The organism is Rhizobium sp. K33 (assembly GCF_056501445.1).
Map to the genome: position 1 here is coordinate 85,443 of NZ_CP096479.1, position 22,686 is coordinate 108,128.

The window sequence follows — 22,686 nt, forward strand, 5'->3', positions numbered from 1 at the left end:
AATTATAGAAGCTGCCTGACCGCCTGTTCGATCCGCTTGCAAGCCTCCTCGATTATCTCCATCGATGTTGCAAAGGATAAGCGGAAATGAGGGGACAGCCCATAGGCTGCTCCTTGCAGCGCAGCCACCCCTACCCCGTCCAGGAGGTAGAGGACGAAATCGAGATCGTTTTCGATCACCTTGCCATCTGGTGTCTTCTTGCCAATTACCCCACCGCAATTCGGGTAGAGGTAAAAGGCGCCATCTGGGACTGCGCATTTGAGGCCGGGTATCGCGTTGAGCCTTGCGCAGGCATAGTCGCGACGTTTTTTATAGACGGCGGTACTTGTTTCGATGAATGACTGATCGTCGGCAAGCGCATACGCGGCCGCAGCCTGACTGATCGAGGAAGGGCACGATGACATCTGCGATTGCAGCTTGTTGATCGCCGCCACCAAGGGCGCCGGTCCTGCGGCATAACCGATCCGCCATCCGGTCATGGCATAGGACTTGGAAACGCCATTGGCCAAGAGTATACGATCCTTGAGCTCGGGTACGGCAGCCGCCAGAGTCGTCATCGGCTCATTCCGAAACCAGACCTGGTCGTAGATGTCATCGCAAAGCACGAAGACATGCGGATGTCGCAGCAGGACTTCACCCAACGCTTGGAGTTCGGCCTGGCTATAGGCTGCGCCTGTCGGATTGGACGGGGAATTCAGGATGAGCCACAGCGTCTTCGGCGTGATTGCCTTTTCAAGCGCCTCCGGAGTAAGCTTGAATCCCTTGTCCTGCGGGCACTCCACAATCACTGGCTTGCCTTCGTTGGCAATCACCATGTCGGGATAGGACACCCAGTAAGGGGCTGGAATAATTACTTCCGCATCATTCTCAACGCTCGCCATCAACGCCAGAAACAGGATTTGCTTCGCGCCGCCACCGACGCAGATCTCGTTTTCGGCATAGGCTATTCCGAGACGACGCTGAAAATCGCCGATAATCGCCTTGCGCAGTGCAGGGGTGCCATTGACCGCAGTATACTTCGTCTCGCCGCGTTCTATAGCCGCATGAGCAGCCGCCTTGACATTGTCGGGCGTATCGAAATCAGGTTCGCCGACGGTGAGGTCGACAATGTCCCGGCCTGCGGCCTTTAACTCGCGCGCACGGGCTGACGCCGCGGTGCTGGGGGAAACCTTGATCCTGGACACGCGTGTTGCTGGCACAAAAGTGCTCATGGCCGATCTCCTCGATAGTCTGTTTTGAAAAGGGGTGGGAAGCCGTCAGTGGACGGCTTCGGTCTCGCCGCGCATCTTGCCGGTCAGGAATAGCTCGCCGAGTTCATCATGGGTAATATCCTTCGGCAAGCCGTCCCAAATCACTTTGCCTAGGCGTAGGATGACGGCCCGTTCCGCCACTTCCATCGCCTTCTTTGTATTCTGTTCCACTAGGAGAATGGTCATGCCTTCGGCGTGAAGTCGCAGGAGCTCGTCGAAGACAATTCCTATCGCCGCAGGAGAAAGCCCGACCGACGGTTCGTCGACCAAGAGAACCTTCGGTCGCTGCAGGACGGCCATGGCAACCTCAAGCAACTGCTGCTCGCCGCCCGACATGTTGCCGGCAAGGGTGGACCTGCGTGTCTTCAGGATCGGGAACAGATCATAGACATAGTCGCGATCAGCCTTCACCTTGGCGTCACGAATTGTATAGGCCGCCATCTGGAGGTTTTCATCGACGGTCATTACCGGAAAATTGCACCGCCCCTGCGGAACGAAGGAAATGCCCTCTCCAAGAATTGTACGGGATTTTGCTCCCGCGATATTCCGCCCCTGCCAGTCAATGCCCCCGCCTTTGACGGTCGTCATGCCATACAGTGTCTTCAGCAGCGTCGACTTTCCCGCGCCGTTTGGTCCCATCAGCGCCACAAATTGCCCCGCTGGAATATCGAGGTCGACCCCGTTGAGGATGTCGAGATTACCGTAGCCTGCTCGCAGGTCACGGATCAGAAGATTGGAGCTAGCCACCAAGATAGGCCTCCCTCACGCGCTGGTCTTTGATGATATCAAGCGGCAGGCCCTCGACGAGCTTTGAGCCCTGATCGAGTACGATTACTCGTTCGCAAATACTCGTCACCACATCAATGTTGTGTTCGATCACCAGGAAACTGACACCGAGAGACTTGTTTGCATAACGAATGGTCTCTACCACACGCTCGATGATCTTCGGATTGATGCCAGCCATCGGTTCGTCGAGCATGATGAGCTTGGGCTCAGGCATCAGCATTGAAGCGAACTGAATGAGCTTCTGCTGGCCGCCGGAAAGATTCCCCGCCGGCTGATGACGAACATCCCACAGCCCCGCCATCTTGATAAGTTCACGTGCCCTCTCCCGAAGAGCTGAAATCCTGCTTCTGGACAGCTTGCCGAGGCCGAAAGTCGAGGCCAGTGTCGGGAATGTGAACATCTGCCCCGCGATGATGAGGTTCTCTTCCACATCCAGGGCTTTGAAAGTCACTGTTTTCTGGAAGGAGCGCAACATTCTGCCTTCTCGGGCAATCCTGTTGAGAGACCAGCCGGTGATATCTTGACCGTCCAGGATCACAGTACCGGAATCGGGCTTGGCAAGGCCGGAACTGCAATCAAAAAACGTTGACTTGCCGGACCCGTTGGGACCGATCAAACCGGCGATCTCTCCCCGGTTTACGTGGATCGAAACATCGTTAACCGCGCGGATTGCTCCGTATGACTTTGAGAGGTTTCGAATTTCGAGAATGGGCAGGTGTTCGGTCACTTGGCACCCCCAATTGCATTCCAGAAACGGTTGATAAGAGGTGCGCAGCCATTCTTGAACCAGAACACCAGGACTAGGAGGCAGCATCCGTAAGCGATCATTCGCAACTCAGGCGTGATGCGGAGCGCTTCCGTCAACCCAACAAAGAGCAGACTTCCGAATACTGTGCCCGAGATCATACCCGCTCCACCACCGAGCACGATAATCAACATTGTCGTGGAGTAGTACATCTGGAAAGTTAGCGGGCTGACAACCGTGAGGTAGTAGGCATAGAGGCATCCACCCACACCTGCGAAGACCGCGCTGATCATGAATACGATGAGCTTGTAGCGCCAGGTCGGAACACCAAGGGACTCTGCGAGTGTCTCGTTTTCGCGTATTGCCACCATGTTTCGGCCTGCGGGAGACCGCACTATCGCCCAGACTGCCAAGGTAGCGAGCGCGCCAATGGCCAGAGCTAAATAGTAGAAGTTGGTAGTACCACTGACCGTAAACGACAGAGGGCCCAACTCAAAATAGGGTTTGGGGATACCCGAAAGGCCCATGTCGCCCCGAGTGACAGAAATCCAGTTCTTGGAAATTGCCTGACCGATAATCACGAAGCCCAGGGTACACATGACAAATGAGGTCGAGCGAAGTCGCAAGGCAGGAATGCCGAGTGGTAACGCCAACAGGCCGGATACAATCCCTGCCGCGAGGAGATTGACGTAGAAAGGAGTGCCGTAAGTGACGGCGAGTAAGCCGGCTGTATACGCACCCACCCCAAAGAACGCCGCCTGGGCAAGCGAAAGCAGGCCCGTAAAGCCAACCAGCAGGTTCAACCCATGCGCTGGCAGCATGAAGATCAAAGCGATGATCAGTGCGTGAGTAACGTAACGCGTTCCAATGAATGGAAATACAAGCGCAAGAACGATCAGAATGACTGCAAGCGGCAATCGAAGGTCACGTCTGCGTGGTCGTTGTGCTGTGTCTATGAGAGACATGTCTAGTCCTCGAGTTCGAGAATGTTCGGCGGGCGCAGCAGCTAGAAGCGCGCCTGCGTCGAGAAAAGGCCATGCGGACGCCACATCAGCATCAGGATCAAAGTGGCGAAGCCAACAGTATCCCTGTATTGCAGCCCGACATAAGTGGCGACCAGACTCTCAGCGATGCCAAGGATCATGGCGGCAAACAAAGTGCCACGCACGTTTCCGAGACCACCCATTATGATGATAGGCAGAGTCTTGAAGGTGATCAGCTCTCCCATACCGCCATAGACGCTGACATTGACTGGAGCAGTCAGGACACCTGAAAGCGCCGCCAGTGCCGCCCCAAGGACAAAGGTGCGTAGGACGACCTGGGGTACGTCGATGCCAACCACACCACAGCATTCCACGTTCTGCGAAACGGCACGCATCGCCATGCCAAGGCGGCTGTAGGTGACCATAAGCTCGAGGCCAACAAAGACCAGGAGACACACGACAAGGATGAGCAGACGCTGCTCGGCAAGGCTAAATCCCAGGATCGAGATCGGTTCGATGTAGCCGCCGGAGAAGAATTTGTAGCCTCCGCCAAAGACGAAGATGACCGTATTTTGCAAAATCAACGCGATGCCGAGGGTGGCAAGCACCCCCGATTCCGGGGGCGCGCCAACCATACGCCGCATGACCAACTGGCCAACGACATAGGCCAAGACGATCGTCGCAAGAACGCCCACGACGATCGACATTTCGTAGGAGAGACCGAGATGATCGATTGCGAACCAAGCCCCGAACGTCCCGAGCATGTAGTATTCGCCATGGGCGAAGTTGATGGCCCTTAGCACGCCGAAGATCATGGTCATGCCGACGGCGACGATCGCATAGACGGAACCGGTTACGACGCCGTTTACGACCTGCTCGAGAATGGTCGAGAGCATAGTTTCAATCCTCTCGTCTTGTTAGTTGGCAGGATACTGGATGTCCGCCGAGTAGGCGCCCTTGATGCTGGGCGCGCCATTCTCGATTTGCAGAAGGATCATGGGCAACCGCGCCTGATTATGATCATCGAACGTTACCTCACCGACCGGGCTCTGGTACTTGATCGTTGACAAGGCATCCCGCACTTTGAACTTGTCCGCACTGCCTGCCTGCTTGATAGCCGAAGCCAGCAGGTTCACGGTATCCCAGTGAACGTAAGCGTGATTGTTGGGTGCCTCGTTGTAAGTTGCCGTGAACTTTTCGACGAAGGCCTTGCTCGCAGCCGATTCATACTGTGGCAGCCAAGCTGCGGCCTCGACTGCACCTTCGAGCACGGCAGGCGCGGACTTGATAGTCTTCTCCGTGTTGAATTCACCATTCCCGATCAACGCGACCTTGCCGGCCATGCCGAGTTCCAGCATTTGCCGAGCAATGATGGGAGTGGTGTCGGCAAGACCATACATGATGATCGCCTGAGCCCCGCCATCGCGGATCTTTGCCAAGACGCTGCGGAAGTCGACTTCGCCTTCCTTATAGTAATCTTCGCTGAGGATCTCGCCCTTGTAGTCCGGCAGGTACTTCTTGGTGAACGTGATCGCGGACCGACCGTAGTCGCTGTCTACAGACAGAACTGCAAACTTCGTGAAGCCGCGCTGCTCTGCCGCATACTTCGTTATGATCAGAGCACGATTTTCATCCGTGGGATAGTTGCGATAGGTCCATTTGAAGCCGCCAACGCCAGCTTGATAGGTAATCTTGGGATTAGAAGATGCCGCATTCAGCAGGAGAACTTCCGCGTCCTCGGCCACAGGCTGTATTGCAAGCGTGACAGAGCTTGAGACGTCGCCGATAAGGAAGTCGACCCCGTCTTGGTCGATCAGTCGGCGAGCCGCCGAAACACCTTCGACAGGCGTCCCTTGGCTGTCAGCGTTGAACAATTCGATTTGCATGCCGTTGACGCCACCGGCGGCGTTGATGTCTTTCACGGCCAGTTCGGCGCCATGCATCGAAAAGGCGCCATAACGCGCGTTCGGTCCGCTCATGGGGGCAACGAGCCCGAGCTTGATTGTGTCTGCGGCTTGTGCCGCGCCTCCTGGCATTGCTCCAACGATGGAAAGGATCGCTGTCGAGATGCAGAGCATTCTGCGAGTGATGTTGTGTGTCATGTTCCCACTCCGTGTTCGGATGACCACGCTGGCCCGATGCCAAGCGCGAATTGCCGTTTGACGGTTCTTGCTTGTCAGTCTGGATGCTGACTTCCTAACACACTAGGTTCACGCTCGTAGGATTGGCCAACACAACTCCTTTCTGCCACCATAGCGTTTCGTTATGGCGGGCCGCCCACAGGCATTGGAAGCGGGGTGGATTGTCCGAAATGCATGCCTCCCATGCAGGCAAATGCATTTAATTTCATCAGCCGTTCGCACATATTGTGGCCAGAAACGAGATGAGTGGAGAATAAGATGCGTTTCACGAGCAAGCTAAAAGCCTACTTCGGCAGCCGTCGCGCAATGCGGGAACTGGAGGCGCTGGACGACCGTGCGCTCAGCGATCTGGGCGTTTCCCGGCAAAACATCCGTGCTGCTGTGCAGGGACGGCGCTGACCATCCTTAGCCCGCAGGCATCAGCGGGATTGCGCAAGGTATTTCGTTGATAATCGACAGTGCAGGCAACTGCGCATGGGAATGTCGCTCGCGACGGTCGCATGAATCTGGCTCCATCGATCACTCCTATCGGATTGTCCACACTTCGAGGAAGGAAGCTTATGGCGCGCATGATGGCATCAGGTCTATACCGGGGCGGTTCGCTGTTACGATGCTTCTTCTATCGTGAACCCGCCCGTCTTTGTGTCGCAGCGGGGGAAGTCGGGTTTTCACGAGAATACAGCGCAAGGTCCTGCGTGCATTTCTGAACCAGTCCAGCCACCAGTATCTCTGCTTTTGGGCCCAAGACATCATCCTTCGTCGTACCCAGACACAGACGCTTTCGGGCTACTCACAACCGCAAAGCATTTGCAAGCTCCAGAAGTTAATTGGACAATGCGGACGCGGATCTGGTGAATGATGGTTGCGCTTGGTAACCATGTGAGATCGAGCCGCGTTGCAGCATCCCGTTCAGCCTGTGAGGGAAGCCGCGTCGGGGGTTCCGCGGCTTCCCTCGCCTCTCCTCAGAGCGTCATTCTCTCCTTTGGATGCGGGCTGTCCTCGTAAGCGCCCCAGATCGACTGATCGAAATTGATCGTGGCGCCCGTCATCAGGCCGCTTTCCTCCGACGACAGATAGGCGCAGGCGCGGGCGACCTCCGCGGGATCAACCAGACGGCCGAAAGGCTGTCGAGCAGCGGCCTGTTCCAGCCAGTCGGCAGGCGCGCCGTGATATTCCCGCTGGATTCGGTCTTCGCCGTCGCTCGCCATCCAGCCGATGTTCAAGGCATTGCAGCGGATGCGGTTTTTCAGGAGGCCGAAGGCGACGTTGCGGGTCAGCGTGTCGAGGGCGCCCTTGGAGGCGCAGTAGGCGGCGATGAAGGGCTGGCCGGCCATTGCAGACATCGAGGAGATGTTGACGATCGTGCCCTCGACGCCATCGCGCAGCATCAGCTTCACCGCATCCTGGATGAGGAAGAAGGGCGCGCGGGTGTTGATCGCGAACATGCGGTCGAACAACGCCTCGTCGGTGTCGAGGATCGTGCCGCGATCGGTGATGGCAGCGACATTGACGAGGGCATCAATGCGACCGAATTTCTCATCGGCTGCGGCAATCACCCGGCGGCAATCAGCGACCTTGCCGAGATCGGCCGAGACGAAATGCACCGGGGTGCCATAGCGCTCGGTGATCTCACGGGCCTTCGCCTCGCCCTTGTCGCGGCTACGACCGCAGATGACGAGGCCGCCTGCGCCCCGCTCAGCGAAGAGCCGGGCAACTTCCGCGCCGAGCCCCTGCGTGCCGCCGGTGACGACGGCGATCTTTCCATCCAGTCTTCCCATTTCAATCCTCATGCCCTGCGCTTGGCAGCCTGTGTCTCGACGAACGCTGCGAAGGCATCCGGTTCCATGCCCGCCTTCAGCGCTTCCGTCATCATGGTGTTCTGCGTCTTCGGCGCAAGGCCACCGACCGGCGGATCGCTGTCGAGATTGGTCGGGAAGGCATAACCTTCCGCCGTGGCCGCGATGGCATTGGCGATTTCGGCCGAGGTCAGCGATCCCGATGTGCGGGCAGCCAGAAGCGCCGGATAGACGGCCTTGCACATGGCGTCGCGGTCGACGCTTTCCATGGCGCGACCAAAGGCAGAGGAGACCTGCAGAAGGTTTGCCATCCGCCAGATGTCCTTGGACACATTGTTGCCGGCACCATGCATGAGCGCCGGATTGAAGAACACGGCGTCACCTTTGGACAGCGGCAGCTGCACGTGGCTCTCGGCGAACACGGCCTGGAATTCCGGCCGGCCGAAGGCGAGGTAGCCTTCGAAGAAGGCTTGAGAATAGGGCAGGAAGAGTGTCGGCCCACTTTCGACCGGCATGTCGCAATGGGCGACCGCGCCCTGGAGCGTCAGCAGCGGCGAGACCGCATGGATATGGCCCGGATAGGCCTGCATCTGTTCCGGTGACATGAAGCCGAGGTGATAATCGCGATGCGGGACCTGCGCCTTGCCGCCGGGGTTCACCCGGTTCATCTGGGCCGTCATCTGGTAGCCGCGTCCGAGCCAGGCCTCCGACGCCATGGCGATCGCGTCCGAGGCATAATAACGGGCGAAATTGTCGGGGTCGGCGAGCGCGTGTTTCTGCAGCGAATTCCAGATGCGGTCGTTGGCGCCGGGCTTGGCGAAGTGGTCGGCTGCGGCCTTGCCGCCTTCCTTCTCGGCCTTGACGATGGCGTTGAAGACCTCGGTCGCGCGATCGACGACCGCAAGATCGGCAATGGCGTTTTTAATGACGATGACGCCGGGGCCGGTCGTGAAGACGTCGACCCATTCTGCCATCACGTCGCGACGGGCCTCCGGGTCGCGGGCGATGTCGCGAACGGCCGACCCATCATAAAGGAGCACGTTCTTCTCGACGCCGCTCGCGAATGGCCAGTCTTCGCGCCTGGTCTTTTGTGCCACCAGCGCCTTGAAGGCCTCGATGTCGCCGGCCTCACTGTCGAGCCAGACCTTGTCGCGGCGACGGCTGGTCAATGTTCTCTGCTCCATGGTTTCCTCCCCGAAATCCTCATCCACCTTGACCATAGTCAGATGATGGGTGAGAGATGAGCGGTGAAACACCTCAAAAACACCTCAAGACCGAAGCCATGCGTCCGCCCTTTCCGCTCAAGGACATCGCCCTGCAATCGGGCCTCAGTCTCGCTACCGTTGATCGGGCACTGCATGGACGCGGGCATGTGGCGAAGGCGACGGGACTTCGCATTGAGGCGGCGATCGCGGAACTGGAGCGGCAATATGCCGAGGCGCGCATCGGCGGGCGGCGTCTCGTCATCGACGTCGTCATGGAAACGCCGCAGCGATTTTCGAATGCCGTGCGCGCGGCCTTCGAAGCCGAGCTGCCGGGCATGCGGCCGGCCTCGCTGTCGGCGCGCTTCCACGTGGCCGAGACCATGGAGGAACGCGATCTCCTTGCCATCCTCAAGCGCATCCGCCGGCGCGGCAGCCATGGCGTGGTCGTCAAGGTGCCCTCGACGCCGGCAATCGCGGCGATGGCAGCCGAGTTGATGGCGAGCGGCATTCCTGTGGTGACGCTGGTGACCGACCTGCCAGTCACTGTGCGGCAGGGTTATGTCGGCATGGACAATCGGGTGGCGGGGGCAACGTCCGCCTATCTGCTCGCCCGCATGGCGGGGCCGGCTACTGGCAAGGTGCTGGTCACACTATCGAGTGCGCGCTTTTCCGGCGAGGAAGAACGCGAGCGCGGCTTTCGCGATGCGCTTCGAACGGATGCGCCGTATCTGGGCATCGTGACGATATCAGAGGGCTTCGGTGTGGACCGTACGACGGAGCGGCTGGTGAAAGCGGCTCTAATCAGCCATCCCGAGATCCGCGCCGTCTATTCGATCGGCGGCGGCAACCGGGCGATCCTGCGCGCCTTTGCCGAGGAGAAGCGCCGGATCGACGTCATCGCCGCCCATGACTTGGATGCCGACAACCGGGCGCTTTTGGCCGAGGGGCGTCTCACCTTCGTCATCCATCACGACCTGCGCCAGGACGCCCGCAGCGCCTGTCAGATGGTCATGGCCCATCACCGCATGCTGCCCCGGGATTTCCAGGTGGCACCGTCGCGGGTGGCAATCGCCACGCCGCATGAGGTGATGTGAAAGAAGCAATCCGCTCCCATAACCCGTAACCGGCTGCTCACAATCGCCCAAGGGAACACCGGACCACTGTGATGGCCCGCCTTCCCTTTGGGCAGCCCGGTTTGGGATGCGAACCGCCAGAAATGATCAGTCTGAGTCTGTCTGGAGGCAATCCGCAACTGCCTTATAGCTTACAGAAGCGGACACCGTAAAACCGAGCGCATAGGGTTAGTTTGCCCTTCCTGAGTCTCACGCTTCGACGACACAGCCTTGCTTTTCGAGAGCAGCGTCGACCCAGCCTCGCTCGTTTTTGCCCGCACGGATTTTTTCCATCTGCGTTGTCTCGGCCTCGTGCTTCTTCTTGGCTGCGAGGAAGACAGTCTCGGCATCATCGATCGGCACGCTCAGCAAGCCGTCCGCATCGCCGCAGATCAGATCACCCGGGTTGATCACCATACCGCCGATCGAAATGGGTACATTCACTTCACCTGGACCATCCTTGTAGGGACCCCTGTGAGTGACACCGCAGGCGAACACAGGAAACGAGCCGGCAATCAACTCGGCGCTGTCGCGGATCGCTCCGTAGATGACAATACCGCCAAGGCCACGCTGAGCCGCGTGCGCAACCATCAACTCGCCGATGATGGCATTGGTGAGATCGCCGCCTGCATCGACCACCACGATGTCGCCGGGTTCGGCAATGTCGAGAGCCTTGTGCACCATCAGATTGTCTCCGGGACGAGCCTTCACGGTGATGGCCGGTCCGACCATTGGGCCCCCGGTGTAGAAAGGCCGGAGCGCTGCTCCTGCGGCTGTCATGCGACTCATAACGTCGCTGACATTGGCGACCGGCAGCTTCCGATAGGCCTCGACCCACTGCGCGTCGACCTTTTGTTTCCTGCGGCAGACCCGAAATCCAATCATTCCATTCCTCCTTTTAAAAACCAGCCGCGCTTCAAGCGGCAGCTACGAGTTCTTTGTTCGCCAATGCGCGGCTGTCATAACCTCGCCCCTCAAGCACACCGATGATGTGCTCGGCACTGTGGACGGCCATGTTGCGAAGAGCAGAGCGGCTGGCGCCGCCGACATGCGGTGTCGCGATGACGTTCGGCAGCGTAAAGAGCGGGTTGTCCGGCGCAGGCGGCTCGATTTCGAAACTGTCGAGGGCCGCTCCAGCGATAATCTCAGACCGGAGAGCGACAATGAGAGCGGCTTCATCGACGACGGCGCCGCGGGCAGTGTTCACGAGGAAGGCAGTCGGTTTCATCATCGCGAGGCGATCGGCGTTGATGAGGTGGTGGGTTTGCGGGGACAAGGGGCAATGGAGGCTGACGACATCAGCGATCTGCAAGACGGCGTCCAGATCCCGCTCGACCTGGACATCCGCCGTACCGGCGGCGAAGGGGTCATAGGCTGCGACTTGCATTCCAAGTCCGCGAGCCAGCGAAGCGGCCCTTTGCCCGATCTCTCCGTATCCGATGACGCCGAAGACCGCGCCCGCAAGATCACGTCCGACGTACTTGGTTTTCGGCCATGCCCCTGCTTTCACCGCCTCATTCAGCGGTACTACGTCCTTCATAAGACTGACGGTCAGAGTGATTGCGAGTTCTGCAACCGATTGGGCGTTCGCTGCAAGAGCACGCAGAACGGGCACGCCTCGTGCGGTCGCCGCGAATAGATCGATATTGTCGACGCCACTGCCGTGCTTGGCGATCACCTTTAGTCGCGGAGAAGCGTTGATAACGGATTGATCGATCTGCCCCTGACGGACCAGAATCGCGTCAACTGCTTGATCCCGAGCGAGAGCGGCCAGATCGTCCGAGGTTGAATAGGCGGGCGCGTAGATTGTCTCGATCCGATGGGACGCCAGAAGCTCCCTCGCTTCTTGAACCAGTTCTGCGCCGGTCACCATCACCCGTCTCGGCTGCGTGTCACCGGAATCGGTTGCCGCACTCATCTGCTCCTCCATCGAACTTCGCTGCTTGACGACAACGGGAACGGCCCCGTTGACGAAAACCATTTATCGCGTATTGTACTAAATGAAAAGGTGTTGTACTGAGTACAACGGTCAACATCTTGGGAGGAACCAATGCCTGGAAATTCAGCCGGCGTCGCAGCCGTAGAGCGCGCCGCATCATTGCTGGAGGCTTTCACCGACCGCGACTTTTCACTGTCGCTGGGCGAGCTGTCTCGACGTGTCGAACTCGACAAGTCCACCGTGCTTCGGATCGCGCGGTCGCTCGCAAAATTTGGGCTGCTCATTCGCAATGAGGATGGAAGTTGGCGGCTTGGGCCAAAGCTGATGAAGCTGGGCAACATCTATCAATCGACGTTCCGAGCCGCAGACATCATCGAGCCACTCCTGGCCCAGCTCGTGGAACAAACAGGCGAGAGCGCCGCGGTATACGTCCGCGAAGGCGATGAACGACTATGCCTCTTCCGCCATGATTCCCACCAGTCCATTCGCCATTCGGCCCGCGTCGGAGACCTGATGCCACTCGATCGCGGTGCGCCGGGACGCGTCATCCTCGCTTTCGTCGGCAAGGCGGGCCCCGTCTACGACGAAATCCGACAGAAGCGGTTTTACGCCACCTTCGGTGAGCGCGACCCTCAGGTTGCAAGCCTCGCCGTCCCGATCTTCCGTGATGGGGACACGCTCTTCGGATCGCTCGCGCTGACAGGTCCACCGGCCCGCTTCACCGAAGAGGCGATCAGCAAAAATCTCGAAATTCTTCAGATGGCAGCCCGCAAACTGTCGGCTGCCATGGGAGGACAACCCGGATAGTCACGCGGGACCGGGCCCGCCTGTTTCCAATGGAGGATTGGATATGATGAAACTGACACGATTTTCGCTTGCCCTTGCAGCTCTGGCTGCATCCACGTCGCTTGCCCATGCCGAATGGCCAAACGATCGTCCTATCCAGATGATCGTCGCATTCGCGCCCGGCGGCAGCACAGACGTGATGGCGCGCGCGATCGAGCCTCTGCTGGAGAAAGAACTCGGCGCGGACATTGTCATCGAGAACCGTCCTGGAGCGTCCGGCGAGATCGCCTATACCGCACTTTCCAAGGCCGCCCCCGACGGCTACACCTTCTCCTACATCAACACGCCGGGCTTCCTGTCGATGCAGGTGCAGCGGCAGCTCGGCTATGACCCAAAGTCAATCAAGCCGATTGCACGCATCGTTGACGATCCGGCAGCAGTCGTCGTTCCCGCCTCATCGAATATCAACACCCTCAAGGATTTTGTCGAGGCGGCTAAGGCCAATCCGGGAAGCGTCTCGTTCGGCTCATCGGGCGTAGGGACCGACGATCACCTCGCCATCATCCTTCTCGGCGCAGCAACCGGAACCACCTTCACGCACGTCCCCTTCAGTGGTGCCGGCGAGACCCGCACCGCTATCCTCGGCTCGCAGATCTCCGGCGGCGGCCTCAACGTGAGCGAGTTTGCCGGGAACGACACCTCCGGGCTGCGCATGGTCGCGCATTTCGGGTCCGAAAGGTCCGCCCAGCTTCCGGATGTCCCCACCGCGAAAGAACAAGGCTTCGATGTCGAGATGACCTCCGAACGTGGCATCGCTGCACCAGTGGGTGTCCCGGAGGAAATCACGACGAAGTTTTCCGAGGCCGTAAAGCGTGTCATCGAAAGCCCGGAATTCCAGGAACAAGCAAAGCAGCTTGCCCTTCCTCTCGCTTATCTCCCCGGTCCTGAGTGGGAGAAGCAGATGCCCGGTCGACTGGAGCGTTTCCAGAAGATCTGGAACGAAACTCCGTGGGTGCAGTAATGTCCGGCTCGTCCAACGTGAAGCGGGACTACCCCGATATTCTCGCCGGAACCGTCATGATTGGACTGGGAGCGCTTGGCCTTTGGGCCGGGCGCGACCTCCACTTCGGCACACCTTCGCTGATGGGCCCGGGCTTTCTGCCAACTGTCATCTGCGGAATCATCGTCGCCATAGGCCTGTTCGTCCTCATCAAGGGTTTAATTAAGGACCACGAGAGTATCGGCAGCAGCAATGTAAAGCCGCTCCTCATTCTTGTGGCGGCGATCGCGGGCTTCGCGCTCATGGCGGAGACGTTGGGCTTTGTTGTCTCGACGGCGTGGTTGCTGGTTGTCGGCAGTTTGGCGGATCAGGAATCCCGTTGGCGGGAAATCCTGATCTCAACGGCCATCCTGACAGCCTTTGGCGCTCTCGTCTTCATCTACGGCCTCGGCGTTCAGATGCCGATCCTGCCTTTCTGATCGGCAGTGGAAGGACTTAGACATGGAATTCCTTGACGTCCTCATGCTTGGCTTCTCGGAGGCCCTGACACCGACGAACCTACTCTTCTGTTTCATCGGCGCACTTCTTGGCACGTTGATCGGCGTCTTGCCGGGCATCGGCCCCACCGCCACCGTTGCCATCCTTCTGCCGGTCACGTTTTTCCTGCCGCCGCTCGGTGCGCTGATCATGCTGGCCGGGATATTCTACGGAGCTCAGTATGGGGGATCCACAACGGCAATTCTCGTGAATTTGCCGGGTGAAGCTTCGGCGGTGGTGACGGCGATCGATGGCTATCAGATGGCGCGTAAGGGCCGTGCCGGTGCAGCGCTGGCCATTGCCGCACTGGGCTCCTTCTTTGCTGGAACGGTCGCGACGATCGGCTTGGCTATCGCGGGTCCCACACTTTCGTCCTTCGCGCTTTCGTTCGGACCGGCCGAATATGTTGCGCTCTGTGTGTTCGGCCTGCTGGCAGCAACGATCTTGGCTCACGGCTCCGTCATCAAGGCGATTGGCATGGTGTGCCTGGGACTGGTGCTTGGCATGGTCGGCATCGACGTGAACAGCGGCTCCACGCGTCTCACTTTTGGTTCGACCGAGCTCTATGACGGGATCGACTTCGTGGTCATCGCCGTCGGCCTCTTCGGCGTTGCCGAGATCGCAAGCAATCTGGAATTCAAGGAGGCCAGGGGCGTCCTGCAGAGCACCATCGGTCGGCTCTGGCCCACGAAAGACGAGTTCAAGCAGAGCTGGGCCGCTGTCCTGCGTGGCACTGCCGTCGGCACGCTGCTTGGCGTGCTGCCGGGTGGTGGTGCGACGCTGAGTGCCTTCAGCGCCTATTCGGTGGAGAAGAAGATCTCCAAAACGCCTGAAAAATTCGGGCATGGTGCAATCGCTGGCGTCGCAGGACCGGAAGCCGCAAACAATGCAGGGGCGCAATCGTCCTTCATTCCACTGCTGACGCTCGGCATCCCCTCAAATTCCATCATGGCTATGATGCTGGGCGCCATGACGATCCACGGCATCACGCCGGGCCCATCTGTGATCCAGAACCAGCCTGAGCTGTTCTGGGGCCTGGTCGCGTCGATGTGGCTTGGCAATGCCATGTTGCTGATCATCAACCTGCCCTTGATAGGGATCTGGGTTCGACTTCTGAAGGTGCCCTACCGTCTGTTGTTCCCGGCCATCCTCCTGTTCTGCTGCATCGGGGTCTACAGTGTGAGCAATCGCGGTTTCGACGTCGCGCTGGTCATCCTCTTCGGCGTCCTCGGATACATCCTGCGCAAGGCGAAATGTGAGGCCGGGCCTCTTCTGCTCGGCTTCGTCCTGGGACCTTTGCTGGAGACCAACCTGCGCCGCGCGCTCCTGCTGTCGCAGGGGGATCCGCTCGTCTTCGCTGAACGGCCGATCAGTGCGGTTCTGCTTCTGATCACCGCGGGCATGCTTCTGACGCTTATTCTCCCGACGATCCGGAAAGGGCGCAAGGAGGCGTTCGAGGCGAGCGAGGATTGAAATGAGCATGCCGGCTTTGCGCAATGTCCCAATCCGTGGTCGACTGAAGAACGTTTTGTCTTTGGAAGATTTCGAACTCCAGGCGCGGCGTCATCTGCCGCGCCCCCTGTTCGGTTACATTGCCGGTGCGGCGGAAACCAACGCGTCCCTGCGCATGAATGCTGAAGCTTTTAGCAGATACGCGTTCAGGCCCCGCGTCCTGCTGGACGTGTCTGGCCGGTCGACCGCGACGGAGCTGTTCGGAAAGAGCTACGATGCGCCGTTCGGTATCGCTCCCATGGGCATCAGCGCGTTGATGGCCTATCGGGGTGATCTGGTTCTGGCCAAGGGTGCCGCGCAGTCGAACATACCCATGATCATGAGCGGATCGTCGTTGATCCCACTGGAGGACGTTGCTCAGGCTGCGCCGGAGAGTTGGTTCCAGGCGTATTTGCCCGGCGAGGAAGATCGTATCGACGCGCTTCTAGACCGGGTAGCAGCGGCGGGGTTCAAGACGCTGATGCTCACGGTAGATACAGCCGCGCTCGCCAATCGCGAGAACAACATCAGAGCAGGTTTCTCCACGCCGCTCAGGCCAAGCCTCAATCTCGCCTGGCAGGGCCTGTCGCATCCCCGTTGGACGACGGGAACATTCATCAGAACGATCCTGCGACATGGCATCCCTCACTTTGAAAATTCCTATGCCACGCGTGGCGCACCGATTATCTCGTCTTCGGTGATGCGCGATTTTGGCAAGAAGGACCATTTGAACTGGACCCATTTGCAGCGCATTCGCGAGCGATGGCAAGGCAACCTCGTGGTCAAGGGTATCCTGCATGAAGCCGACGCACGCAAAGCGGCCGAACTTGGCGTTGACGGGATCGTCGTATCGAACCACGGTGGACGACAGCTCGACGGCGCGCTCTCACCGCTCGATGCCCTTCCAGCGATCGTAACTGCCGTTGGCGCTCAGACGGTTGTCATGATGGATGGTGGCATAAGACGCGGAACCGATGTCTTAAAAGCCTTAGCTATGGGAGCCAAATTCGTGTTCATCGGCCGCCCGTTCCTCTATGCCGCTTCCATCGGTGGCATAGACGGGGTCCGGGTGGCAGCGGACATTCTCAGGACTGAGGTAGACCGGAACATGGCACTGCTCGGTTTGAATAGCCCGATCGAGATGTCGGAAGAGCATCTACACGCCGTCTAGCTCGGCGCAATTCGTCAAACGTTGCTGCTCCGACCTAACCAATGTATCCCTGAAGTCTCCTCCCATCAGCTATTTGACGGCGCCAAGGGGACTGCGGCAGTCAGCGGCAGTTGCCCCAGCCACAACGCGCCATCTTACCCATCGAACACGAAGCGTGTCATGCGTCAAACGAGATGCCGGAGCCATGCAAGGTAGCTCACCCGACGCGTATTGGTTCGGAGGCAATCCCGATGAGCGGTGATCAACGCCTATCTCATCCAGTCGAATAGCCTCTCCAACCACCGTCTGAGCTTCTTCACGGCCAGGCGTTTGGTCCGGCTACGCTTCGTCCTGTTGCTGCTGGAGTAGCCCTCGCCGAGGCTCCCTCTACATCGTGAATAAGCCAGCGCCGACGACGATGATGGCACCCAATATCATGTTCGGGGTCAGGCTCTCATTGAACAAGAGCGCGGCCAGCGCGACGCTCAGGACGAGCTGGAGGTAGGTCACTGGCTGCACTTCCACGGCCGTGAGATGGCCGTAGGCCTTGATCAGGAAGTAGTGGCTCGTCGCCCCGCAGATGCAAAGGGCTACCATGGCGGGCCAGTCTTGCATCAAAAGAGGTGTCGAGAAAAATGGTCCGATGATGGACGCCGTGACTGCACCAGCTACACCTGCATAGAACACGCTCGTGACTGCACTGTCCCGGGTGCCTACCGCCCGCGTCGCAATGTTGTAGAGCGCATAGAGAACGCTTGCGCCGAGCGGGATGAGAAGGCGAAGGTCGAAGTGGACGTTCAGAGGATTGAGGATCACCATCACGCCGAGCAACCCCGCGGCCACGGCAAGACCGCGCCTCCAGCCTACCTGTTCGCCGAGCAGCGGCACAGACAGAACGGTGACCATCAGGGGTGTGACCTGCATGACGGCCTGGCTCATTGCTAGCCCTGCCGTGTTGAAGGAGACGATAACCACCACCACCTCACTGACCAACAGGACACCCCAGAGCACTTGGAGAAGAGGGCGGTCGGTCTTTGCAGCAGCGCGGATGCCACCCGGAGATGTCGCTGCCAGGATCGTCACGAAGACCGCAAAGGCCCAGAACCGAATCATGGTCACCATGATTGGCGGGTACTTTTCGCCGAGGATTTTGGAGACCACATCCTGGCCCGCAAAGATCGTGATCGCGAGGAGGACGTAGAGGTAGCCGAGGGTCTTGTTGCTCATAGTCAGCCAAAAAAAATGGGCTCACGGTTTCCCGGAGCCCAATAAGTGAAGGTCATGGACCTCCAGAGGGGAACAGCAGATACGCGGAACTGGGAGGAAAGCCGCGTGGTGCATCTGCTGCAGGCGTTGTGCCCGGTTTTTGACCAAAAGGATAACATTCATTGTGCAGTGCAGCTATGATGATGCTGCATTGCTCTCCCGGCCCCAACTCTGCCACCGAAGCTGCTAAAGGCCATGGTATGGTATCAGCGCAGCCGTGAGCCGTGTGACAGCATCGCCGGCTCATGATGAAGGAGTAAATGATTGCTGCACTTAGGTGGCCTTCGTTCATACCCAAGGATCGGCGCCTGCAGACCGACTGGCCACACCCAAAGAGTGTGCGGCGGCCTACGCCATGAAGAGAACCGAACTGACGACCCCGTGCATGGCCTTCTGCTCAGAGCATGAGCCATTGAGCAACCATTCCGATCAAGACACCTGTAATGAAGACGGCGAAGGCAGTGACAGGTGGCTGCGCAGTGGAACCGGTCGGAGGCAGCGGCTCGGATGGCTGCCTTTGCTGCACAACGTCAACAGCGGGGTATGAAGCCTCCTCTTTAACGTTAGGTTCAGGCCGCACTCTTCCCGGCGATCCAGTGCTCCGAACCGTTACCTGCTGAACGGCGTTCTCGTCGTACCTGGCTGTGAAGGTGACCTCAGGTGCCTCCTGCAACTGGGCCAAGACCTGCTCGGCAGCGGCAACCTCGTCCTTCGCCTCAACAAGCGAAGTCTGCGTCACAAGATAATACGGCATTCGCTCCCCTGCTCCGATTCGACCAATGTACTGAGACGGCCGGCTTGTTCCATGGCTGGGCTGATTGACGAAGGGGCGCACGAATTCGTCAAGCGGGAGCTCAATCGGCCACACCGTCCGTCCACCAACGTATACCCGCACCTGCTACAAAGGCGTATCGAGATGAGGAAAGTTCATGCAGCCGATCAACCTGATTGATCTTGAGCCAGACGAGTAGTTTCACCGTGCCTTGACGTTGGAGTTCAAGCCTGCGCCATCTCCACCACAGGGTTGGATCTATGGCGCTACATGCATGGGCCATGGCAGCATGAAGCAACGATGTCCTTACAATAGTGAGCCTTCGCTCTTGAGAGGATATGAACCATCGACCCGTTCGACTGGAGTCAAGCTCGTCATCCTCCTGGGTACCGAACTCACGGGTACGTGGTGCTTTTCGGATGACGCCCATCTTAGGAAGTCGTGTAGCCCTCCGCGCAGGCTCCATTCCAAGAATTGCCATCAAGCGGTTCAATGAGACCAAGGAGGAGGTCAGTCGTTCTATCGAAGCCCGACATATCGTGCCCGGGGCCGAATAAGGCGCTGATCGTGGTATTGCTCAATTGCATGCCCCACCCAACCAACGACACGCCCTATTGCAAGGATACAAAGACCTGCGGGCGCGGCCAGACCAAGGTGTAGCGAAAGCGCCGCCAAGGCACCATCGAAATTCAATAGCTTGCCGGTGACTGACTGTGCGGTATTGACCGCCTGGATGACATCCGTCGCCCCGCGGGAGCTGCGGTGGCGGTTCAATAGACCCAACAAAGTTTGCGCTCGGGGATCGCCTGAGGGGTAAAGCGGATGGCCGAAGCCCGGGACACTCTCACCTCGCCTCATCCAACCTGCAACCACTTCAGCATCTTTCTGTCTGCTGTCCAGAATCTCCTGCAGCAAACGATATGTCCTCTCAATTTCCCCGGCATGTCTGGCGCCCTGCAGCGTCGCCAATCCGGCCGCTGCGGCATGGTATATTGGCGCTCCGGCGGAGGCCGCTACCCTCACTGTGAACGTAGATGCGTTCAGTTCGTGATCTGCTCCGAGGATTAGCGCTGAGCGTAACAGGTCAGCATGTTCTTCGACCTTCCAGGCAGACGACAATACCGCATGTACTGGGCGGGTGCTCGGCGTCATGCCCGACACCAGAGCAGTTACAAGTCTCAGTACATTCAAGCCAGCTCGTGACGCACCTTCTCGTGACAAGTCATACGCGCGAACGTCTCTCTGCCCCATTAGAGGCAGCAGGGCCTGGCAGGTAACGAGTGGGTAGTCAGGATCTACAGTCCCGGCAAGGTCAAGATACTCTGGGGGGAGCTCAATTGAGCCGGTTGAAAGTTTTGGCTCGTCATCGCAACCCCAAATCAAAGCTGCGACCGATTCAAGGCTCCCACTGTTCGCGGCCAACTGCGAGGCATCGCGCCCGCGGAAATAGAGTTTCAGTCCATCGGTGAACGTTATTTCAGAATCCAGCAGTGGGGCCCCAAAGGAGAGCAGCTTGCTTGAGTCACCATGCTTTGTGGCAACCTTGTGCTTGTTGGCTAAAGCGCGGACGTCAGCTGCACGATACCGCCTTGCCCGCGTGCCAGTTCGAGCCTCCGACTGGATAATCCCGCGGCTCACGTAGGCGTAAAGCGTCGCCACGCTCACATTGAGCTCCGCCGCCGCCTCCGTCGCGGTCATGTATCCGGTGTCGTCCATGCCTTTGAGTAGCACCATACATTGATTCAATCAATCAAGATTGACCATCTAAGTGATCAATGGGAAATCGTCCGCAGGTTGCACAGAAGATGGCGGTACGGGATGCCTTGGAAGCTTGGGATAGTAGGAATGGGTCCACGTGGCCTTTCTCTGCTGGAGAGACTGTCTAGCCTTCAGCAGGATCACTTTGAACCAATTGAACTTCATCTGTTCGAGCCAGGGCAGCCGGGTTGTGGAGTACATGCAACCGATCAGCCAGAATATCTGCTCGCCAACACAGTCTGCTCTCAAATAACTGCATTTGGGATCAACAAACGAACCATCGCGCGCCCGATTGGCTCTCCCTCCCTGTTTGAGTGGGCTCGAGCACGGCAGTATGAGGTCGCTGAGGGCGACGGCGCCAATCATCTGGTTCATGAAAACGATTATCTTCCACGAGCGGTGCTGGGAAAATACCTCGCTTGGGCTTTCGAATACATCGTTCGGAACCTACCCGACAGCATCAACGTCACTCTTCATCAGCAGGAGGTTACTGACATCCGCGTGCTTGAGCGGCACAAATATCACATCCTCGGCACGAATGGCCTGCGCGTCGAAGTTAACGGGCTTGCCATCACTACGGGCCACTCGTCGTGTGGGGCCACCGGTCGTTCACCGAGATCCGCTCATGCTCCCGCTTACCCCGTCGATCGAATGATGGACCGGGTGGGCAGCACTGATGAAATCGGCATCGAGGGCATGGGATTGACCGCGCTTGATACGATCACAGCGGCAACAGTTGGTCGCGGAGGCCAGTTTACACGCGAGGGCGGGAGATTAAGGTACCGACCATCTGGTCGCGAACCTAAACTCGTCTGCTTCTCGCGAAGCGGCGTGCCTCTGCTCGCACGAGCACGCAATCAGAAGCCACTAAATTGGGACTATCAGCCCTTTTTTACGACGACACAGGCAATTGATCGCCTTCGAGATCCATACTGTGGAGGCTCTAGAGCTCAACGAAAACTCGACTTCGCTCGTGAGGTTTTACCGCTGGTCAACTCTGAGATGGAGTTGATGTATTATAGCACGCTTATCCGCAGGACCATGTGCGCTGAAAGAGCAGAGAGATTTGTCGTATCCTATCTCTCGGGAGGCCCAAAGTCTGCGGAGGTACAGGCTATTCTAGCTGCACTACCCACTGAATCTCGTTGGGATCTTGCATCACTTATGGCACCAGCGCCGCAAGATGTAATGGTCGACGGCACCCGTTACCGCCAGTGGCTGATCGAGAAAATGCGTGAGGATGTTGACGAGGCTCGCGTGGGTAACATCGACAGCCCAATCAAGGCAGCTTGTGACGTGCTGCGCGACATCCGACCCATTCTACGACATGTCGTGGAACATGGCGGGCTTACGCCGGAATCACACCAGTCATTCCTTACGGATTTCGTGCCAGTAATGAACCGGCTCGCTGTCGGGCCACCACTTCAGAAAATTGAAGAACTGGCGGCACTTGTAGAGGCCGAAATTGTGGATGTCGGCCTTGGCCGGGCTCTCTCAGTGGAAGCTCCAACATCTGGCAAGACTAAAATCTACGGATCGGCTGGCACGCGCCAAGTCGACAAATTGGTCCGTGCACATCTTCCGCTCGCGCCGGCCGTCTCGCTTCGAGGGGGCATCATCCAAGCGCTGCTTCGTGCCGGCGTGGCGAGAGCATTCACAAATGGTGGCTACGAACCGGGCGGACTTGATGTGACGCCCGAACATCGGCTGGTATCTCATGATGGACACTCTACATCGCCAATTTGGGCCCTTGGAACGCCGATTGAGGGGCCTCGCTTCTACACGTTCGTTCTATCCGCGCCTGGTGCCGCAAGGTCCCCACTACAGGAGGCGCAAGAGTGCGCGGAAGACATCCTGCGTACTGCCCAAACCCTTTCCGCGGCTGTGCCGTCAGCCCGTGGGGATGCAACACGCATTCCTACGACGCCGGAATTCTCGGCCGCCTAAATCTCAGACCATCCCAAGAGAC

20 protein-coding genes are annotated in these 22,686 nt (G+C 58.6%); 8 read left to right on the forward strand and 12 right to left on the reverse strand.

Annotated elements, in window-relative coordinates; genetic code table 11:
- Positions 1 to 2: 2 nt before the first annotated feature.
- Genes M1E12_RS22475 through M1E12_RS22500 form a run of 6 tightly spaced genes read right to left on the reverse strand, consistent with a single transcriptional unit; the run spans position 3 to position 5,866 of the window.
- Entirely contained in the window at positions 3 to 1,211 is a 1,209-nt protein-coding gene (locus tag M1E12_RS22475; protein ID WP_479565062.1) for an aspartate transaminase, read from the reverse strand.
- Between the two features lie 45 nt (positions 1,212 to 1,256).
- A complete protein-coding gene (locus M1E12_RS22480; RefSeq protein WP_479565063.1) occupies positions 1,257 to 2,000 on the reverse strand; it encodes a branched-chain amino acid ABC transporter ATP-binding protein in 744 nt (247 codons plus the stop codon).
- Positions 1,990 to 2,763 (reverse strand): ABC transporter ATP-binding protein, encoded by a 774-nt coding sequence (locus tag M1E12_RS22485; RefSeq protein ID WP_479565064.1) that lies wholly within the window; start codon positions 2,761 to 2,763, stop codon positions 1,990 to 1,992. The genes M1E12_RS22480 and M1E12_RS22485 overlap by 11 nt, the downstream gene beginning before the upstream one ends.
- Positions 2,760 to 3,746, reverse strand: coding sequence for a branched-chain amino acid ABC transporter permease (locus M1E12_RS22490; RefSeq protein WP_479565065.1), 987 nt, complete (start codon positions 3,744 to 3,746; stop codon positions 2,760 to 2,762). Before M1E12_RS22490 ends, M1E12_RS22485 begins: the two co-directional genes overlap by 4 nt.
- 41 nt (positions 3,747 to 3,787) lie before the next feature.
- Positions 3,788 to 4,660, reverse strand: a complete 873-nt coding sequence (locus M1E12_RS22495) for a branched-chain amino acid ABC transporter permease (RefSeq protein WP_479564945.1) — start codon at positions 4,658 to 4,660, stop codon at positions 3,788 to 3,790.
- 21 nt (positions 4,661 to 4,681) lie between these two features.
- The gene (locus tag M1E12_RS22500) at positions 4,682 to 5,866 is read right to left on the reverse strand and encodes an ABC transporter substrate-binding protein (protein ID WP_479564946.1); all 1,185 of its coding nucleotides are present in this window, start codon (positions 5,864 to 5,866) and stop codon (positions 4,682 to 4,684) included.
- Between the two features lie 297 nt (positions 5,867 to 6,163).
- On the opposite strand from M1E12_RS22500, the gene M1E12_RS22505 reads away from it, so the two are divergent.
- Positions 6,164 to 6,304 (forward strand): YjiS-like domain-containing protein, encoded by a 141-nt coding sequence (locus M1E12_RS22505; RefSeq protein WP_479564947.1) that lies wholly within the window; start codon positions 6,164 to 6,166, stop codon positions 6,302 to 6,304.
- A gap of 563 nt (positions 6,305 to 6,867) precedes the next feature.
- On the opposite strand, the gene M1E12_RS22510 is transcribed toward M1E12_RS22505, so the two are convergent.
- Both M1E12_RS22510 and M1E12_RS22515 read right to left on the reverse strand, forming a co-directional pair.
- Positions 6,868 to 7,695, reverse strand: a complete 828-nt coding sequence (locus M1E12_RS22510) for an SDR family oxidoreductase (protein ID WP_479564948.1) — start codon at positions 7,693 to 7,695, stop codon at positions 6,868 to 6,870.
- Positions 7,692 to 8,885 (reverse strand): phytanoyl-CoA dioxygenase family protein, encoded by a 1,194-nt coding sequence (locus tag M1E12_RS22515; protein WP_479564949.1) that lies wholly within the window; start codon positions 8,883 to 8,885, stop codon positions 7,692 to 7,694. The genes M1E12_RS22510 and M1E12_RS22515 overlap by 4 nt, the downstream gene beginning before the upstream one ends.
- Before the next feature lie 56 nt (positions 8,886 to 8,941).
- Here M1E12_RS22515 and M1E12_RS22520 point away from each other — a divergent pair, with 56 nt between their 5' ends.
- Positions 8,942 to 10,000, forward strand: coding sequence for a LacI family DNA-binding transcriptional regulator (locus M1E12_RS22520; protein WP_479564950.1), 1,059 nt, complete (start codon positions 8,942 to 8,944; stop codon positions 9,998 to 10,000).
- Between the two features lie 228 nt (positions 10,001 to 10,228).
- Here M1E12_RS22520 and M1E12_RS22525 read toward each other — a convergent pair whose 3' ends face one another.
- Both M1E12_RS22525 and M1E12_RS22530 read right to left on the reverse strand, forming a co-directional pair.
- A complete protein-coding gene (locus M1E12_RS22525; RefSeq protein WP_479564951.1) occupies positions 10,229 to 10,903 on the reverse strand; it encodes an RraA family protein in 675 nt (224 codons plus the stop codon).
- Positions 10,904 to 10,934: 31 nt separating this feature from the next.
- Positions 10,935 to 11,936 (reverse strand): hydroxyacid dehydrogenase, encoded by a 1,002-nt coding sequence (locus M1E12_RS22530; RefSeq protein WP_479564952.1) that lies wholly within the window; start codon positions 11,934 to 11,936, stop codon positions 10,935 to 10,937.
- Positions 11,937 to 12,068: 132 nt separating this feature from the next.
- Between M1E12_RS22530 and M1E12_RS22535 the strand changes: the two genes are divergently transcribed.
- From M1E12_RS22535 to M1E12_RS22555, 5 genes are read left to right on the forward strand one after another with little or no spacing between them, the layout of a single operon-like run.
- Positions 12,069 to 12,764, forward strand: coding sequence for an IclR family transcriptional regulator (locus M1E12_RS22535; protein WP_479564953.1), 696 nt, complete (start codon positions 12,069 to 12,071; stop codon positions 12,762 to 12,764).
- Between the two features lie 43 nt (positions 12,765 to 12,807).
- Positions 12,808 to 13,764, forward strand: coding sequence for a tripartite tricarboxylate transporter substrate binding protein (locus M1E12_RS22540; RefSeq protein ID WP_479564954.1), 957 nt, complete (start codon positions 12,808 to 12,810; stop codon positions 13,762 to 13,764).
- The gene (locus M1E12_RS22545; RefSeq protein WP_479564955.1) at positions 13,752 to 14,222 is read left to right on the forward strand and encodes a tripartite tricarboxylate transporter TctB family protein; all 471 of its coding nucleotides are present in this window, start codon (positions 13,752 to 13,754) and stop codon (positions 14,220 to 14,222) included. The genes M1E12_RS22540 and M1E12_RS22545 overlap by 13 nt, the downstream gene beginning before the upstream one ends.
- Before the next feature lie 22 nt (positions 14,223 to 14,244).
- Positions 14,245 to 15,753 (forward strand): tripartite tricarboxylate transporter permease, encoded by a 1,509-nt coding sequence (locus tag M1E12_RS22550; protein WP_479564956.1) that lies wholly within the window; start codon positions 14,245 to 14,247, stop codon positions 15,751 to 15,753.
- A 1-nt stretch (position 15,754) separates the two neighbouring features.
- On the forward strand, positions 15,755 to 16,942 hold the full coding sequence (locus M1E12_RS22555) for an alpha-hydroxy acid oxidase (protein ID WP_479564957.1): 1,188 nt from the start codon (positions 15,755 to 15,757) through the stop codon (positions 16,940 to 16,942).
- 366 nt (positions 16,943 to 17,308) lie between these two features.
- Here the strand turns inward: M1E12_RS22555 and M1E12_RS22560 are convergent, their stop codons facing one another.
- Together M1E12_RS22560 and M1E12_RS22565 are read right to left on the reverse strand one after the other, a co-directional pair.
- Positions 17,309 to 18,148 carry a DMT family transporter gene (locus tag M1E12_RS22560; RefSeq protein WP_479564958.1) on the reverse strand — a complete coding sequence of 280 codons (840 nt, stop codon included), beginning with the start codon at positions 18,146 to 18,148 and terminating at the stop codon, positions 17,309 to 17,311.
- A gap of 1,330 nt (positions 18,149 to 19,478) precedes the next feature.
- A complete protein-coding gene (locus tag M1E12_RS22565) occupies positions 19,479 to 20,693 on the reverse strand; it encodes a citrate synthase (RefSeq protein ID WP_479564959.1) in 1,215 nt (404 codons plus the stop codon).
- A 111-nt stretch (positions 20,694 to 20,804) separates the two neighbouring features.
- On the opposite strand from M1E12_RS22565, the gene M1E12_RS22570 reads away from it, so the two are divergent.
- Entirely contained in the window at positions 20,805 to 22,664 is a 1,860-nt protein-coding gene (locus tag M1E12_RS22570) for an FAD/NAD(P)-binding protein (RefSeq protein ID WP_479564960.1), read from the forward strand.
- The last annotated feature ends 22 nt before the right edge of the window (positions 22,665 to 22,686 follow it).

Bases quoted from the DNA above. Each gene is read 5' to 3' on its own strand.
- M1E12_RS22565 (WP_479564959.1), bottom strand. From the start codon at position 20,693: ATGGTGCTACTCAAAGGCATGGACGACACCGGATACATGACCGCGACG.
- M1E12_RS22505 (WP_479564947.1), top strand. From the start codon at position 6,164: ATGCGTTTCACGAGCAAGCTAAAAGCCTACTTCGGCAGCCGTCGCGCA.
- M1E12_RS22530 (WP_479564952.1), bottom strand. From the start codon at position 11,936: ATGAGTGCGGCAACCGATTCCGGTGACACGCAGCCGAGACGGGTGATG.
- M1E12_RS22500 (WP_479564946.1), bottom strand. From the start codon at position 5,866: ATGACACACAACATCACTCGCAGAATGCTCTGCATCTCGACAGCGATC.
- M1E12_RS22525 (WP_479564951.1), bottom strand. From the start codon at position 10,903: ATGATTGGATTTCGGGTCTGCCGCAGGAAACAAAAGGTCGACGCGCAG.
- M1E12_RS22520 (WP_479564950.1), top strand. From the start codon at position 8,942: ATGAGCGGTGAAACACCTCAAAAACACCTCAAGACCGAAGCCATGCGT.
- M1E12_RS22510 (WP_479564948.1), bottom strand. From the start codon at position 7,695: ATGAGGATTGAAATGGGAAGACTGGATGGAAAGATCGCCGTCGTCACC.
- M1E12_RS22560 (WP_479564958.1), bottom strand. From the start codon at position 18,148: ATGAGCAACAAGACCCTCGGCTACCTCTACGTCCTCCTCGCGATCACG.
- M1E12_RS22515 (WP_479564949.1), bottom strand. From the start codon at position 8,885: ATGGAGCAGAGAACATTGACCAGCCGTCGCCGCGACAAGGTCTGGCTC.
- M1E12_RS22540 (WP_479564954.1), top strand. From the start codon at position 12,808: ATGATGAAACTGACACGATTTTCGCTTGCCCTTGCAGCTCTGGCTGCA.
- M1E12_RS22550 (WP_479564956.1), top strand. From the start codon at position 14,245: ATGGAATTCCTTGACGTCCTCATGCTTGGCTTCTCGGAGGCCCTGACA.
- M1E12_RS22535 (WP_479564953.1), top strand. From the start codon at position 12,069: ATGCCTGGAAATTCAGCCGGCGTCGCAGCCGTAGAGCGCGCCGCATCA.
- M1E12_RS22495 (WP_479564945.1), bottom strand. From the start codon at position 4,660: ATGCTCTCGACCATTCTCGAGCAGGTCGTAAACGGCGTCGTAACCGGT.
- M1E12_RS22555 (WP_479564957.1), top strand. From the start codon at position 15,755: ATGAGCATGCCGGCTTTGCGCAATGTCCCAATCCGTGGTCGACTGAAG.
- M1E12_RS22570 (WP_479564960.1), top strand. From the start codon at position 20,805: ATGGGTCCACGTGGCCTTTCTCTGCTGGAGAGACTGTCTAGCCTTCAG.
- M1E12_RS22490 (WP_479565065.1), bottom strand. From the start codon at position 3,746: ATGTCTCTCATAGACACAGCACAACGACCACGCAGACGTGACCTTCGA.
- M1E12_RS22475 (WP_479565062.1), bottom strand. From the start codon at position 1,211: ATGAGCACTTTTGTGCCAGCAACACGCGTGTCCAGGATCAAGGTTTCC.